This is a genomic window from Runella sp. (assembly GCF_965279615.1).
Lineage (GTDB): Bacteria > Bacteroidota > Bacteroidia > Cytophagales > Spirosomataceae > Runella.
Genome location: NZ_OZ257252.1, coordinates 950,970 through 966,127 on the forward strand (window position 1 = coordinate 950,970; position 15,158 = coordinate 966,127).

General features: G+C 38.0%; 13 protein-coding genes. 6 read left to right on the forward strand and 7 right to left on the reverse strand.

Annotated elements, in window-relative coordinates; all coding sequences use genetic code 11:
* Positions 1-104: 104 nt before the first annotated feature.
* A complete protein-coding gene (locus tag ACQY73_RS04370) occupies positions 105-3,683 on the reverse strand; it encodes a glycerophosphodiester phosphodiesterase family protein (protein ID WP_428661978.1) in 3,579 nt (1,192 codons plus the stop codon).
* Positions 3,684-3,716: 33 nt separating this feature from the next.
* Positions 3,717-4,214, reverse strand: coding sequence for a hypothetical protein (locus ACQY73_RS04375; protein ID WP_428661981.1), 498 nt, complete (start codon positions 4,212-4,214; stop codon positions 3,717-3,719).
* A gap of 420 nt (positions 4,215-4,634) precedes the next feature.
* On the opposite strand from ACQY73_RS04375, the gene ACQY73_RS04380 reads away from it, so the two are divergent.
* From ACQY73_RS04380 to ACQY73_RS04400, 5 genes are all read left to right on the forward strand, one after another.
* Positions 4,635-5,141 carry a hypothetical protein gene (locus ACQY73_RS04380; protein WP_428661984.1) on the forward strand — a complete coding sequence of 169 codons (507 nt, stop codon included), beginning with the start codon at positions 4,635-4,637 and terminating at the stop codon, positions 5,139-5,141.
* Positions 5,142-5,147: 6 nt separating this feature from the next.
* Positions 5,148-5,618: a hypothetical protein gene (locus ACQY73_RS04385; RefSeq protein WP_428661986.1), complete on the forward strand. Its 471-nt coding sequence runs from the start codon at positions 5,148-5,150 to the stop codon at positions 5,616-5,618.
* Entirely contained in the window at positions 5,615-5,839 is a 225-nt protein-coding gene (locus ACQY73_RS04390; RefSeq protein ID WP_428661989.1) for a hypothetical protein, read from the forward strand. Before ACQY73_RS04385 ends, ACQY73_RS04390 begins: the two co-directional genes overlap by 4 nt.
* Positions 5,840-5,986: 147 nt before the next feature.
* Positions 5,987-6,493 (forward strand): hypothetical protein, encoded by a 507-nt coding sequence (locus ACQY73_RS04395; RefSeq protein WP_428661991.1) that lies wholly within the window; start codon positions 5,987-5,989, stop codon positions 6,491-6,493.
* Positions 6,494-6,814: 321 nt separating this feature from the next.
* Positions 6,815-8,215 (forward strand): TlpA family protein disulfide reductase, encoded by a 1,401-nt coding sequence (locus ACQY73_RS04400; RefSeq protein ID WP_428661993.1) that lies wholly within the window; start codon positions 6,815-6,817, stop codon positions 8,213-8,215.
* Between the two features lie 21 nt (positions 8,216-8,236).
* On the opposite strand, the gene ACQY73_RS04405 is transcribed toward ACQY73_RS04400, so the two are convergent.
* Together ACQY73_RS04405 and ACQY73_RS04410 are read right to left on the reverse strand one after the other, a co-directional pair.
* Positions 8,237-8,416 carry a hypothetical protein gene (locus ACQY73_RS04405; RefSeq protein WP_428661995.1) on the reverse strand — a complete coding sequence of 60 codons (180 nt, stop codon included), beginning with the start codon at positions 8,414-8,416 and terminating at the stop codon, positions 8,237-8,239.
* 38 nt (positions 8,417-8,454) lie between these two features.
* Positions 8,455-8,634, reverse strand: a complete 180-nt coding sequence (locus ACQY73_RS04410) for a hypothetical protein (RefSeq protein WP_428661998.1) — start codon at positions 8,632-8,634, stop codon at positions 8,455-8,457.
* A gap of 324 nt (positions 8,635-8,958) precedes the next feature.
* On the opposite strand from ACQY73_RS04410, the gene ACQY73_RS04415 reads away from it, so the two are divergent.
* Positions 8,959-10,872 (forward strand): hypothetical protein, encoded by a 1,914-nt coding sequence (locus tag ACQY73_RS04415; protein WP_428662000.1) that lies wholly within the window; start codon positions 8,959-8,961, stop codon positions 10,870-10,872.
* Positions 10,873-10,969: 97 nt separating this feature from the next.
* On the opposite strand, the gene ACQY73_RS04420 is transcribed toward ACQY73_RS04415, so the two are convergent.
* The 3 genes from ACQY73_RS04420 to ACQY73_RS04430 form a co-directional block, all read right to left on the reverse strand.
* Entirely contained in the window at positions 10,970-13,078 is a 2,109-nt protein-coding gene (locus tag ACQY73_RS04420) for a DUF4132 domain-containing protein (RefSeq protein WP_428662003.1), read from the reverse strand.
* A gap of 477 nt (positions 13,079-13,555) precedes the next feature.
* Entirely contained in the window at positions 13,556-13,948 is a 393-nt protein-coding gene (locus ACQY73_RS04425; protein WP_428662006.1) for a hypothetical protein, read from the reverse strand.
* Between the two features lie 335 nt (positions 13,949-14,283).
* A complete protein-coding gene (locus tag ACQY73_RS04430; protein ID WP_428662009.1) occupies positions 14,284-15,066 on the reverse strand; it encodes an SBBP repeat-containing protein in 783 nt (260 codons plus the stop codon).
* Positions 15,067-15,158: the final 92 nt, after the last annotated feature.

The window sequence follows — 15,158 nt, forward strand, 5'->3', positions numbered from 1 at the left end:
TTACAAATATTTTTCAGTTATCGCCTAACCAGTGAATCCACCCAATTTTAAGAATTCTTATTTTATATTATATACTCTATTCAATACTGGAATCGTTTTAAAGCTTAAAACAAAAATTTATTAGGATAATCCGTAATTATCCCATCTACTGCCGAATTTAAAATTGGCTTGAAATAGAAAGAAGAATTTACGGTCCATACGTAAACATTATAATTCTTTCTTTGTAAGCGCTCAACAAAATCGGGAAATAACAAAGCTGTTAGAAAATAAAGCCCAACTGATTCTGCTCCCGTATCATAATTCATATCCCATAAACTTAAAACGAACACACCTGTTTTTATATCAGGATTATTCATTTTAAAATTTTTGATAAATTTTGAATCAAAACAAAACACTTCAACTCGATCAGCCATATTAAATTCGCGAATTAACTTAATAAGCCTTTCTTCCAATCCTATATAAGATGAAGGGTCTTTAACTTCTATTAAAAGGCTTGCAGACGTTGGTTTTAATAGCAATAAAACTTCTTTTAAAGTTGGAATTTTAATATTGCTAAATTGTTCAAAGCCATTATTCCCAACATCTAACTTTTTAAGATTTTCATATGTATAATCTCCTATTTTACCATTGCCATTTGTAGTACGGCCTACGTTATTATCATGCATCACTACCAATACATTGTCCTTCGTTTGTCTAATATCAATTTCTATTGTTTTTGCATTGATTGACAATGCATTTTTTATAGCTTCCAGCGTATTTTCAGGAGCTAATCCACTACCTCCACGATGAGCTATGATTCTTTTTTTGTCAGGGTTTACAAATTGCATTTTTATTTGAAATTTACCGGAATTATTATTCCACTCATTGTCATTTATTAAAAAACGGATAGTATCACCTTGGCTAACTTTTAAAGACATTACCCTTTCTTTAAATGGAAATGAAAAAATAGGTTGGTCAGCAAAAGTATAAAATTTATCTTTTTTGGTTGAGTAAACCAGTAAAGCCCCATGCTTAGCTATTTTAGTAGGTTGAAAATCAAATGTATCACCAATACGGAACCCTAAAAACCCCCCTTCTGTCCCTTCAGGTGTAACTGAACCCGCAAACGAGCCTACATTGATCGTCCCTTTTGCTTTAATACTCAAATGCCCAGATTTACCAACTACAAAGGTATTATATACTTTTGTTTTGTGAATATCTTTGGGAATTGAAACGAAATTAAATCCATTTCCATCTTGCCAAAAGTGATTTAATGATATTCGATTATATACTGTAAAGCTTAATGGAATTATAATAATTAATATGAGTACACTTATAAGAGAGTAATCTACTTTAGGTACTTTTTTATCTTCAAAATTTGTTTTGAAGTAATCATATAATGTGTCGTGAAAAAATTCATAGCTTGCCCCTGCGGGTTTAACAAATCTTAACCTTGTAGAAAATTCCATAAATCTCACATAATCCCAAGGCCCATAATGTCTTAAATAAATAATAATCCTAAGTACAAAATGTTGAATTACATCAAACCCCCCAAACCATAAAGCTACCATAATAGCTCCGCCAAAACCAGTATTTACTCCTTTCAAAAAACAAGAAAAATCCTTGGTTAGGAACCAAAAAAACAATCCATAAATGCTCACCATAATCAGGCCAGCAGGGATACTGCCTTTCAGAAGATTTAAAAATGACATTCTAATGCCATAGTTTGGCTTAATTTCAAATTCAATCTTTTTTTGAGGATTCTCTAATATTTCATCCTGTTTTAATACACCAAGAACTCCAATCAAAGGAAAACCAAAAGCTATTCCAGCAGTTATGGCTAAAAGACTGATGCTGACAGTATTACTAGAGAACATTTGAACTGTTCTCCCCCAATTGGAAAAAGTAGAATTAGGAAGTAGGTTAACAACTAAAATAGCACAAATTGCTAAAAAAACACCTAAAAGTATCCCTCCTATCATTCCAAATTTGATAAATTGCTTCCAATCAATGCTTATTCGTTCAACAGGCTTAACATCTCTGGTATCATACCAATACTCTCTCAATCCAAATATTACGCCCATAAAAAGGGCCATAAATAATCCGGCATTGGCTTCTGTAAGGGCAAAAGTCTCGTAAATTCTCATGTCTTGTCCCTTTCTGGGTGTTGAGAAGCCAAAATAGGAAATCAGAGTAAGCGAGCAGGGTACGTAAAAAAGTATAATTTTAAATATAACTGAAAAGTATGTTTTTTTATTTAGTTTTGTAGAAATATTGGTATTTTTCAAATACTCGCGTAAAATTATAGTAATGATTGTGATAGTACAGCCCGATAAAACACCTGCACTAAAGTAGTTAAACGGTCCTGATAAAAAGAAACCAACGGCAATTGATAAACTTACTGCGCAGAAAATTCTTGAAAAAAAATAATATAGATATTTGTCAGCCTTAAAAGTTAAGAATTCAGGCTGTAGATCTTCAATAAAAATATTATTATTTGTTTGACATGAAAGTCGATGCAGCCAAGTACGGGTTTGTTCTTCTCTGTATGATATTTTTCTTTGAAGCTTTGTTCGAATACCGCTGTTAATGCCTTCTTTATTAAATATATATATATCGTATTTCTCCCAAAGTATTTGATATGCTTTCTTTATGTCAATATTAAAATCAACGTCTTTAATTGCGTCTCTAATTGTAACAACTATATATAAAAGCATAGGAAATGCTATCAATGCCGCAAATTGTTCATTAGCTTTAGCTTTATCTAAAAGATGTTGGGAATCCTTTATTTTGGAGAGCGTTGTTGAAACCTGTTCAAATAACAAAGGGTTAAGTTCAAAAATTGTAAATGAATCTGTAAGTGAAATTTCGTTATTTCTAAAGTGCATATCCAAAACCATAAATTCATTAGGCCGGCAAGTCAAAATAATTGAATTACCTTTTGAGTATTCGTAAATTCTTTCAGCACATTTACTCCTTAAATCAATATTAACTTGGTCTAAGCCGTCAAAAACCGGTGTAAATACATTATTATTAACCAGCTCTTCAATATCACCTTTTTTAATCTGATAATTTTTATCCAATTCATTTTTCATCCATTCAACCAAAGGTTGATCTGTGGTCCAAAGTGAAAGCGAGAAATAAATCGGTATTTTAATTTGAGCCGAGCTGTCAAGAGATTTAAGTAAATAATTATGCATTGAAGTTGTTTTCCCGACTCCAGGAAATCCAATAATTATAAAACCTTGGGGAGAAGGTGTTTCAGAATGGAACTCCTTTTCAATACTGAATAAATCACCTTGCTTTAACAAATATTTTTTTTCATTTACTCTAATGCGCCAATTAAGCTTTTCAATAAATTTAACTTCTGTTTCTTGGACATCTTGAATATGGTATTGGCTTCTTTTTATAATACGTGCTTTAAGTTTTTTTAATGTTTCCGTTAAATCAGCGCTATTGGTATTAAATATTTTTACTTCTGTAGATGAGTTATTATTTTTTATCAAATCTTTAAATATGTCCTTACTATAATCTTTAAATATCTCATATATTAAAGCTGCAAAGACCAATAAGAGCTTATCCAACCATTGATTACCAAAAAAAGTAGCCGGCAAAATATTTAATTCTTTTAATAACTCACTAATTGTTATTATGAGAAGTAAAAATCCTACAATAGTTATTATTCTTTTTTTCTTAGGTTCCATGAATAGCATTGGTAAATAGAATCATTTTATATACTAATTGCAATTCAATCCTTGATTAGGCACCCATTGTGTATTATAACTCTTCCAAGCATCTTCGGCATTACCTGCTTTATTCCATGGTGTTACGTCTTTGAAATAGTGGCCATATATTCCCAGTAATCTTAACTTCATTTGTCCATTTTTGTCTTCACCATTGCAGGTGCTTACTTTATCCGGAGTGCCAGCCCCTGCGCCCGATTTTATAAGATTACCTTGGATATCAAAACAACATTGCTGCCCAGAGTTCCCTATTGAGGTTTTTGTAAAGGGATATGATCTAAAACATTCGGTTGCCCCCTTATGATATTTTTTTATATCACCTTTGTCTTTAGCCCAACCATCGTTCAACTTTACTTCATAAAAATCAGGATTCTTGCACGGGCAATCAGGAAGGTCTTCATACCATATTATTTTAACCTGACTTTTTAGATTTCCACTACTATTAGATAACCCGATTATTAACATCAATACTGTCCAACGGAATTTTGTCATATTATGATGAATTTATAGCGATTTATTATTACCCATCGTTTTAAACTTTTTTTTACTTGTTGTTTAGAAGCATTTACATAGCATTGATAAATATTTTTAGCTCTACAATTTTTGTATTTGAACAGATCTTCAAATGGATTTACTTCTAATATCTTAAGACTTTGTTCACCATCTCTCAAAGCCCTATTTAGCTTCAATTTGAGTTTACATTATATAACTTAATAATCGTTTATTACCTGAGTATGGAGAAGAGAAATAAATAATTCATACAATTAAATCATTAATTCAATATTATATACATCTGTCAACAAATAGTTATCAAGCGGTCAAAACATCTAAATATTCCTATCAAAAAGTATATTATTAATTTTAATTAATAATATTATTAATATTTATATATTTGCACAAATCTTTAATCTTATGGCTACTCGTTTTGACACTGCCACCAATCTCAAACCTGTTGATAATCGTATCACCGATTTGTCCTTCTTGATAAAAGTTTACTTCCCATTGACACCTGCAACTTTTAAATCAACCAACCTTAAACACATGGAAATCAAGATCAAAGGCAGAACACCGGAACGGCTGCAACGCAACATCGACCGCATCATAACAATGGCTTCGGTTATATGTCAAGGCGGTTATTTGCCTACTGAGGAGGAAAAAACCGAGGTGAATTTGGGCCGTAAACCTTATTTGGATGAAGATAACAGCCGTTATCATTTGTTTCCTGCGACTAACAACGACTGGGCAAACATCCGCAAAAGAGGCGAAGATTTTGTCATAATTGAGTTCAATCACCGATATGATAAAGGCTATAAAAAGAAAGAAGCTTTGACCAATTTGATTATAGCCTGGTTCGAAGATGCTGAATTAATGACATATCATTTTGAACAAAGCATGCCAATTAAAAAGGCTAATCAATAATCTGTTATGTACACCTACAATCTTAACGAGCTAAAACAGGCTGCGATTCGGATGCGTGACCAATTGGAACGTGGTGAGCAGAATATTGGAGCCAATATGCTTGAGACTGCAGGTGATGTAATAGTGCTTCAATCCCATCGGATTCAGCATGAAGGTAGAAATTCGGCCGGTGAGGTAATGCGAACCAAAAGCCCACGCTCCTTGGATGCCTACAGCCGAGCGTATGCATTGTTACGTCAGAAACGCGGTCGCCAAACAGATCTAGTTGATTTTACATTGGAAGGTGATCTTTTTCGCAATTACAATATCCTTCAGGCAACAGCCAAAGAGGTCATTGTCGGTTTTATGGACTTGGGCATGGCTGAAATTGCGGGATATCTGGAAGCTTATTTTGGCGGTGCCTGGTATTTAAGCAGTAGTGAACGAAAAATGATTGGAACGCTGATGACGGAGAAAACTTTGAGGGATTTGCGATGAAAGCCAATGATATTGTGCCCTTAAAAGTGGGGACACTCTGGCGTTTTGAAACGAAGGTAAAAGCTGAAGGGTTGATGTTACCCGATGATCTTAAAGAAAGGCTTTCTGCTGATAAACGTACGCATGAAATTGTGGTTTGGGGTGCAACTCAGGAAGAATGCACAAAAAATGTTAAACGCCTTTACTACATATTAACTAAGAATGTTAAGTCTAAAAATTGAGGACATCAAACCCATGAAGCTTATGCGTGGATGGTCCTTTAAAGTTGAGCAAATGCTTGATAACGACATTCCGATGACAACGTTTGTTTTCGGCAGAACAAGAAAGGCTTGTATAAAACGTGTAATTGAACTGTTTCCTGTGCAATCATGACCATATCTGAGCAAATAGCCGCCATCGACGATAAAGTCAATAAAATCATCACTCGCCAATGTGATCCACCGCAAATTAATGTACTCAGCTCAGGCCGTGTACGCTTGTTGTATGCTCAAAATGACCGCCGTTTTTTGCTGTTCGACAAAGATCTGAAGCGGGTAACGATTGAAAGTACTACTTATCACTATCAATCTGCTCACCTGCTTGATAGCGGCCGTCCTGTTTCTCAGCAAGCTTTCGGCAGTTTTCAGAACAATAACCATGTATTGAATTTGGCTTATCTCGGTGTAAGTCTGAATGAACTGGATTTTGTGAAGGTACTGGAATGCCTGGAGAAATCCCGCATGGTCGGCATCACCAATTACATATTGAACTCAGAACAGGTCATTCGGGATGATTGGCGTACAACCGTGGGTGATGATCGCAATTACAATCCGAATCTGTTTGCATTTCGCATCAACTATACCCTTATCGTCAATCATTTGTCAGACCTTACATAATATGAGGACACGATTGTTAAATTGTAAGTGCCCCTAAATAACAGATAGATTAAAAACAGACACAAAATTTTAATTTTGACCTGTATGTCTTACAGGGGCACTTACAAGACAGTAAATTTGGTTGTAAATTGTTAGGCTAAGTCGTGATTGACACAATTTATCAATACAGAAATCCGTCTGCAACTTACTTAGCTGATGCCCGGTTGATTTGCTTCTCTCACCCATTTTCCTTTGCCTTCCAAAAAATTTACTGCTTATTGTAACTAAAACACGACAGCGAAGTACCCTGTACCAATACCATTTCAATTAATCTACTTCGCTATGACTAAGATTATTGCCTTTGCGCGAATTTTACCGGTTATCTTCCCTTTGTTCGCTTTTACCCAAACGTCCCTCTCCGCTCATTTGTCTTCCTTCCCTTCGATGGACTACCGCATTGTTCATCAACAAACTATGTTGAACGCTTATCACGGAGACTTGTTAGCTGAAGGAAGATCAGATACAAACGGGCAACTTTCCGCCTCCTTTGCCCTTAGTGGCGAACAACCCGCTTTGCTGTTTATAGGCAATCAGTTCTTTAAAATTTGGTTAACTCCTCAAACCACCCTTCATATCAAAGAAATTGACGGGCAATTTGATTTTATCGGTGCGACTGCTGATCACAATAGATTTTTGTTCACTACCGGATTGATGCGCCCTTACACTGTCAATCCTTTGGTCAATTCAGACCAATTTCAACCTGTTCAACATATAGCCTACCTGAACCAACTCGAACAGCAACGGTGGCAGACCTACCGCACCGCGTTTGCCACTCAAAAAGTATCTTCCGCTTTCCGGTCATTCGTTACCGGAGAGATCAGCGGTTTTACGTTTTTACAAAAGCATCAATATCCGCAACGGTTTGTTTATATGAATAAAACGCTCCGTGAAGAAGACATCTCTCGGGATTATTATAACTTTTGGCAAGGGTTTCAGTTAGCAAACGATACAATCTCAAGTGATATCTACCATCAAAGTCTGCAGGCATTCCTTGAATTCAGTGCTAAAAGCAAGCTTGGTCATTCACCGAAGCTAAGCGAATTATATCAGGCTGAGTTTAGATTGATGGATTCTTTATTGAAAGATAAACCCCTTACTCATCAGCGACAAAAAGCAGAGGCTATCCGCTTTTTGATTCAGTACACGGATTTAAACGACCTGTCTCAACAAGCTATTTCTGCACTTTATAACGATTTTCCGCATTCACCTTATGCCGCTTTTTTAGAAAGGGAATGGAGAAAGAAAAATGACGCTAAGCTTATTGTTCCGAGTTTTCAACTCCGCGATTCCCAAGGTAATTTAGTGGATAGCAAGTCATTGAAGGGGAAGTTGGTATATATTGATTTTTGGGGAAGTTGGTGTCAACCCTGCATGGCGTTGATGCCGAGTTCGGAGAAATTACAACAAAAATTTAAAAACCAACCGATCGTTTTTTTATTTATCAATTTCCATGATTCAGAAGAAAAGTGGTTAAAAACGGTAAGAGATAAGCACTTGTCAGGTTTACATCTGAAAGCGGAAAAAGAAAATGAATCGTACTTTCAGAAAGTTTTCGGGATTGACCAAGGCTTTCCCCGTTATGCTTTGCTGGACCGTGACGGTAAATTGCAGACAACCTCAGCACCCCGTCCCGACGCTAAGGAAATTATTCCTTATTTAGAGCATCTCCTGCGGAAGAACTGAGATTACTGATTTCTATAGTAGTTAACCGTTGTCAGAGTCTATAATTTGCTTATACTGATTGCCTGTATCTACTTCTGAATCGTCGTCTGACTCGCTTATATCTTCCACATTATCAGTAACATCATCATTTTGATCTGTAATGACAGTTCCGTCATCTGTCAAATCATCCGGGGCGGTTGTGTTTTGATCTTCGGTTAACATAGCCTGTTTCTCCTTTCAATTATAGTGTGAATATTAATTCAGTCGCTGTCACCTACAGGTTCATCTTCTTTTTCGCCGTCTACATTCGGCTTTGAAAGCTCATCCGGGGCATTTTTGTCGTCGAGCGTATCATTGGTATCCTCTTTCGGCGCTTCCCCGTCGGTTACATTGGTTTCACCGTCGGCGGTATCGTCGTTTTCGATCGGTTCGTTACTCATGGCTTTTTTACTATTAAGAATGGTGTGGAAATCGTCTGTTTATATCAATATTCCGAAAAAAGTTGTACCAAAGAACGATTGTTCATGATTGGGGAATTTTAAGAACAACCGGGATAAGCTGAGGGAAGATGTGGGAAAGGATCATAGTATAAAACCATATCAAAAGCCGACATAAAGGTGATTATGTAAGTACCCCGGAATACAATCGATCTAAATTTCTCAAATTTTAAACCGGTCGATTTTAGGAGTACTTATACGGCATATATTATAAAAAACCGGTTACATTTGGGTCTAAACAATTAAATACCTTATACACATTATTTGATGCAATTCCCTTTACTAAAATCGTTACTACCGGGCATAGTTGCCGTAGTGGTAACCCAAATTTCTCATGCCCAACGGGTAGTGGCGAGTGATTCACTCCCATTGTTTTACAGCACTGCTGATGAGACAGGTGGGGCAGGTGTACCTTCCATTCTCAAAACCAAAGGGCGTGTCACGCACCTTGCCCTAACGCCCGAGGGCACTATTACGGTTTCGGCTTTTCGGCAAACTATAGGTTACCTCGACGCCACTCCTACCAAAGGTGTACCGCTTGCTCCCAACGCTCTTCCGGGAATGGTACAGTATCGCTACGAACCTGCCACTGGACTGCAACAAATCAGCGAGGGAATTTTTAACATTAACGGTGGTCTTCGCCAGCCCATCTCCTACAAATTGTTTGACATAATTAGTAACAGAGGTACCATCAACAATAAAACACCACTGGCTACCTCTGAGTCAGGACTGGATTATCTCAATACCCTTGCGACCCAGCCCCGAACCCTTCTTTATGAAGGAGAACGGAAGATAATACGACGGATTTTTGTTCGGGAAGGAGTGTTGCGCTACCAAACTCAGACCCAGTACTACACCCCTTACTCAGCGGCCTATCTGGTATCGGCAACAAACGAAAGGGAACTCGCTCCTCTTCGTACTAAAACAGCCTATATCATCGACCAAACCCATCTCCAAGTGCTGCTACGCGACGGAAACCAAGTTCGATTGTTAGATACCACAGGAAAAGGACTCACGGTACCTTTGCCAATTGACAAAGACATGTTCATGCGGGCCGAAAATACCTATCTTGAATCTTCAGGAAACGGTTTTAATAATGTGGGTAATTTCAACGCTGAATTAGGTATTGATCTGGTCTTTGGACCTGCTTTTATTTCCAAGACTCAAGACAGTTCGTTTGTATTTGTTCGGGTTGATAAACAAGGCACTGTTGTTTGTAAATATCGTTTCAAAATCCCCGTAGAAGCCGGCTTCACAGGAGCGGTGGGAACGTGGATTATTGGTAACGAAAAAGAGAGTATCCTGCACATTGAGTTCGGGAAAGGGCTGTTTAAAACCGTGGCCTTCAATGTCAAAATCAACGTAGAGAAAGGGGTTGTTTATGTAAAGGAAGAGTCCAAAGAAGACCAACGGAAGGCTCGGATTGCGGCAGCAAGTATATCCAAGCAGTTTTATCACTTGGTCTCCTTATCCAACGGCGACAATCTTGCAGTAAGTGTCAACAGCACCTCCACTACAGGAGATGATCATTATGGTACCGTTCATCTTTCTGCCGATGGGATTTTGAAAAACTACTATGTACATAACCGTTTGGCGTTTCGTTCACAACTTTTTGTAGCTCGTGTACCGCAATGCATCACCCTTAAAGACGGCCGTATTTTACTCATCACCGATGAGCCTTGGGGGAGTTCCGTACCGTATCAGCCTTATGGAAATCTGGACCTGGAGTTGGCGGCCGACTTTACGGCTCAAGTTCAATCCTTGGGAGAGCCCGATAAGCCCAACTTACATTTTAATGCATCTACGCTTCAACGCTCTCAAAATAAAATCAACAATTCGAAGGCGGTTCGTCTCTTTAACACCCTTGATCGACTTTCAGGGCCTGACCCACGCTTAACGGGTAAGGAGTACACCGATAAACGGCAGATCCAAACTGAATCCCAAGAATATATTACCTCTCCTGTAATGTATTTAATCGATCCTCTGAAAGGAAGTGCTGAAACCGTCAAAGTGACTTATGGCTCTGTGATTCCCTATCAACCTTACGCATTTTATGACCATAACAAAGGTGAGTTGCATTTTCTGCTGAGGTCACACCCGGCCGGTGCGCTTCGAACTTACAAAGGCACCCTTATGCAAGGTGTATTCTTAAAGTCATTCAAAGTTGACCTGAATAAGTAACCGACAGTGTAAGTACCCCTGTAACGCAAACAGTCTGAAATTAATTAAATTTCGCAAATTTTAAACTTACCATGTTGCAGGGACACTTAAAATTGTGCTACTGTTGATTGATTTGACGAATGATAGTAGTATCTGTGATTTTATCGTCGTTGGCTAACAAAAATGCCTTACTTAAAATGATTGACAGTCCCGAGTCTCCTTCAAAAGGGAGAAATACATTTTCAAAGCTCATTGGTTTGCTTCGATCAGGGACAATACAAAGGTATTGATCGTTTGGCGACATTAAGATATTGGTACTTTGTAAGTGGATTTTATAGGTGCGCAATCTCCCTTTTATTACTAAAAACCTTTCCTGCAATTCTGCAACAGGTGCGATTTTGAGTTTAGGCAGTAACCCTGCAATAATTTCGTGTCGGATTTTTCCAATTTCCCCAATTTCTCCAAATGAATAACTTTGCCAATAATTTCGATAATGATTGGCTATTCCCCCGCTGTCACGCCAATTTGGATCATTACCCACACCGGCTACGCCCACAAACAGGTCCACGTCGCGCATGATTTCCGAAAATACGAGGCGGGGTACTTCCGTTAACGGCACTGTTTCATCCAATCGACCGTTTTCAGTACTCAAAAAGCGCACTTGGTCAGTAGTGATGTAGAGCCAAATACCGGCATCGCTCCAAGCGTCGTTGGCGTTTACATTTGAAACCCGGTATTCCGCTTTTAAATGGTATTGAGGCAAATGTAACTTAGCAAATGTAAAATCATTTCCTCCATCATGGGCATTTAATGGGCTATACGCCCAGCCTCGAAGTTTGGCCAATGAGTTGAACTGATATTGTTTCAAGATATGCGCCGCCATGCGATTGCTGTACATGCGAGTGTTGATTTCGGCATCAGTAAGCAAATAAATCTCACGGTATGCCTGTTTGACGGGTTGTATGATTTGGTGTTTATTCAAAAAATCCCGCCATTTTCGTACCTCTTCCGGGCTGTGTAAGGCAGGATGCCAAAGCTTTACCGATTGCTGATCCGTTACTTCGATAGGCTGCTCATCTAAATCTACAAATCCTCCGTTCAACCAGATGCCTGTAAAGCTATGTGTATTGTCAGAGAACTCCCAAATCAGTTTTTTGGTGATAAAGCTCATTAGCCCATGCTCCAAAAAGCAGGTTTTAAAATGGGTATAACGATGAATGCGGTTTAATTTCAGCTCACTGTCCAACCGGTCGCGCTGAACAGTGAGATTGGTTTGAATTTGTTTGGCCGTGTTTTTAAGCTCAATAAGCTGCTCTCTGTATTTTTCTTTAACAAAACCCGGTTCCGTTTTTTGGGGTGTTCCATCGGGTTTGTACCAGTTTAAGGATGTTTTGCCAATTTGTTCTATTTTCAAAATCGCCTTATAATCATCAAAGAACCGAATAAGTTGCCCGTTGGTCAGTTCAAAATCATTATTGACTATATCTTCCAATTCCGATGTGCTGATGCCCAGCTTTTGAGCAGCTTCGGTCAGGTATTTTTCAATCAATGTTTTTGTATTCGGCTGCCTGATGCGCATTTTAAGGCGAGACAGATAACTTATGCTTTCCGTATGTTGCGCTAAGACATATAAACAGGCATTACCTATGGCAGGTGCCTCCGGGCCGATACCGGGTGTTTTACGGTATGCTCTTTCACATACTTTCGTAAGTGTTTGCCAAATGTGTTTGTCTTTAAAAGAAGTACAAAGCCAAATCAACCCTTTGATATACTCTTTGTTTAATTCAGTTACAATTCCATGATACCAATACCCCGTAGAAACATCTTTATTCTCCTGTTGAATAAATAACGCTAAAAACAACAATAAACAATCTTTAATCCATTGCTTATCAATATTTTGAATTAACTTCTCTGTTTCTTTGAAAAACCTAGCGGTAGGTTTCGACCCGGATACATTTTGTATACATGCCATTATCAAAAACCAGTCATTCCGCTCTTTATCCGGCATTTGATTAATGTGTCGGTTAAACAAAACACCCAATTCATCTTTGTTTGAAAAATAAATTGATTGGTTAAATGAAGGTGCAACTTTGCCGGTATACAGATAAAAGACAGTATCAATACGATTGATGTATTTGTTTTTTTCGGTAAACTGATTGGTATTTTCATACCTTCTTTTTACCGTTTCCTTACAGGCATCAAGGATATCTGTAAAACGTTTACTCAATAAAATGCCGCTTGTTTTAAAAAACCGCTCTGTTTGCCTGATTATATTATCCCAATCTAAATCAAAGTAAGACCATCGAAAAGGTTCATATTTTAAATGAAGTTCCAGCAAAGCGTACAGCTGCTCTTCTGATAAAGGTAAGGTACTACGGGTAACGCCTTCATAAATAACAAATAAAATGAGATCGAAGTCACTTACCCCTACATTGTTTATTGACCTCATCCTGCCCTTTTCAATCAATACCTCCAACAAATAAAACAGGTAGCTAATTTTTTCGGATGAATGTAAAATTATTTGTGCGCTTTCAAGCTCAAAAACAGCTTTACTGTCATAATAATAAACTTTTTTTAATTTTGATTCTTCATAGACAGCGTTTGTAACAGCAGTAAAAGACTCAATTTCATTGATTGTCAAAGATGCTGAATTCTTTACTTTCCCATCTCTGAAGATTGCTGTAATATCCATATGAAAATAACATTACCCTCCTACCAGCGGAGTGATTTTGACAAAACTGATTTTAGTGTAAGGGGTAAGAGTGAACGTTTCATTGAGATCGTCCACCTGTTTGTCATTAATCAACATAAAAAAGCCGTTTTTCTGAAAAGCATCAACGGCAATGTAATACTGCTTTTCGGCATCAATTTTTTGATTAGGCTTCAATAAGTAGCCATTCAGCGTTTTTTCGGCATCAACAGGGGCTATTAAACCGTTAAAATAACTCTGTTCGCGTTGCTGATTGAAGCGATCCACTTCCGCTCGCACACGCAGTTCAATGATCTCTCTGACACTTAATACCGGCGCCTGTGTCTCAATATCCAGTTGATTGATGACTGCACCCACCATTGATTCGTCTAAAAATGAAAGCCGCATTTATGAGTATTGTTTGATTGATTGAAAACAATGAGCATTTAGCCCAAATTTGCCTGTTTTTTTAAAGCAATTAACGCTTTATTTAGCTATTCCAACGCTTTAAACCAATGTATTTCTTTTTGTATTAACGTATGTGATGATGCTTTCACCAATGCATTGTCACCCACTGAGGCCCGGTTTAGCAATCTGTTGATACATTTACCTTTTTGATATAAAAAAACACAATTGTTAATGCCCCTGTTATATGCATAAAAGGACTGCCTTTCAACAGTCCTTTCGCACTTTGTAACGAATGCTCAAGATACCTGCCGTGACGGTGTATTGATGCGTTTTTGTTACTTATCCAATCGACCTATAAATATCTCTCTGCTTCCCGCTGATGTTTTGGAATTTCGGCCAAACTTGGCCGTTAAGTAAAAAAAACCTGTTATAAATACATTGTTGCTGCTATCAACAGCAATCTTATTGCCATAATCAAAATGTGTCCCTCCGGCAAATTGCGTCCACTGCCACATACCGCTTGGATTGTATTTGGTTATAAAAATATCTGTTTCACCTGCCGAGGTTTTTATGGCAGAACCAAAAGTGGCTGTGCCGGAAAAAGCACCTGTCACATACACATTGCCGTTGCCATCAACGGCAATGCCATAACCAAAATCATTGCCTGTTCCCCCGGCACTCTGTACCCACTGCACACTGCCGCTTTTATCGTATTTGGCTACGAAAATATCTCTATATCCCGCTGATGTTTTCGTGACAGTGCCGAATGTGGCTGTCCCCTCAAAATAACCTGTCACATATACATTACCGTTGCCATCGACGGCAATGGATCTTGCCTCATCCACTCCTGTTCCACCTGCCGAAGAAATGGCCAGCAGATTGGGCGTATAGTTGGAGGGATCCTGATAACTGCACAGCCACTTGCCGTCCAAATACACCCGCAAACATTTAAAGGTAATGTCATAAACGACATCGCCTTCCTGCGGAGAAGATAAGGCTAAAACAGCATCATAACTAAGTTTGGGAGGTGAGAAAACCGTAGGAGAAATCGTGGTATTTTGAGCCTGTAACTGAATATGCAAAGCAAATACTAATGCCAATAAGCAAAGGTGCTTCATTGTGTCAACGAGATAAAGGTTTAATTGCGGTTTCTGTTTAACTGCCCGTTTTCTTATTGTAATAATAACAGTTACTTCAACAGACGGGAAAG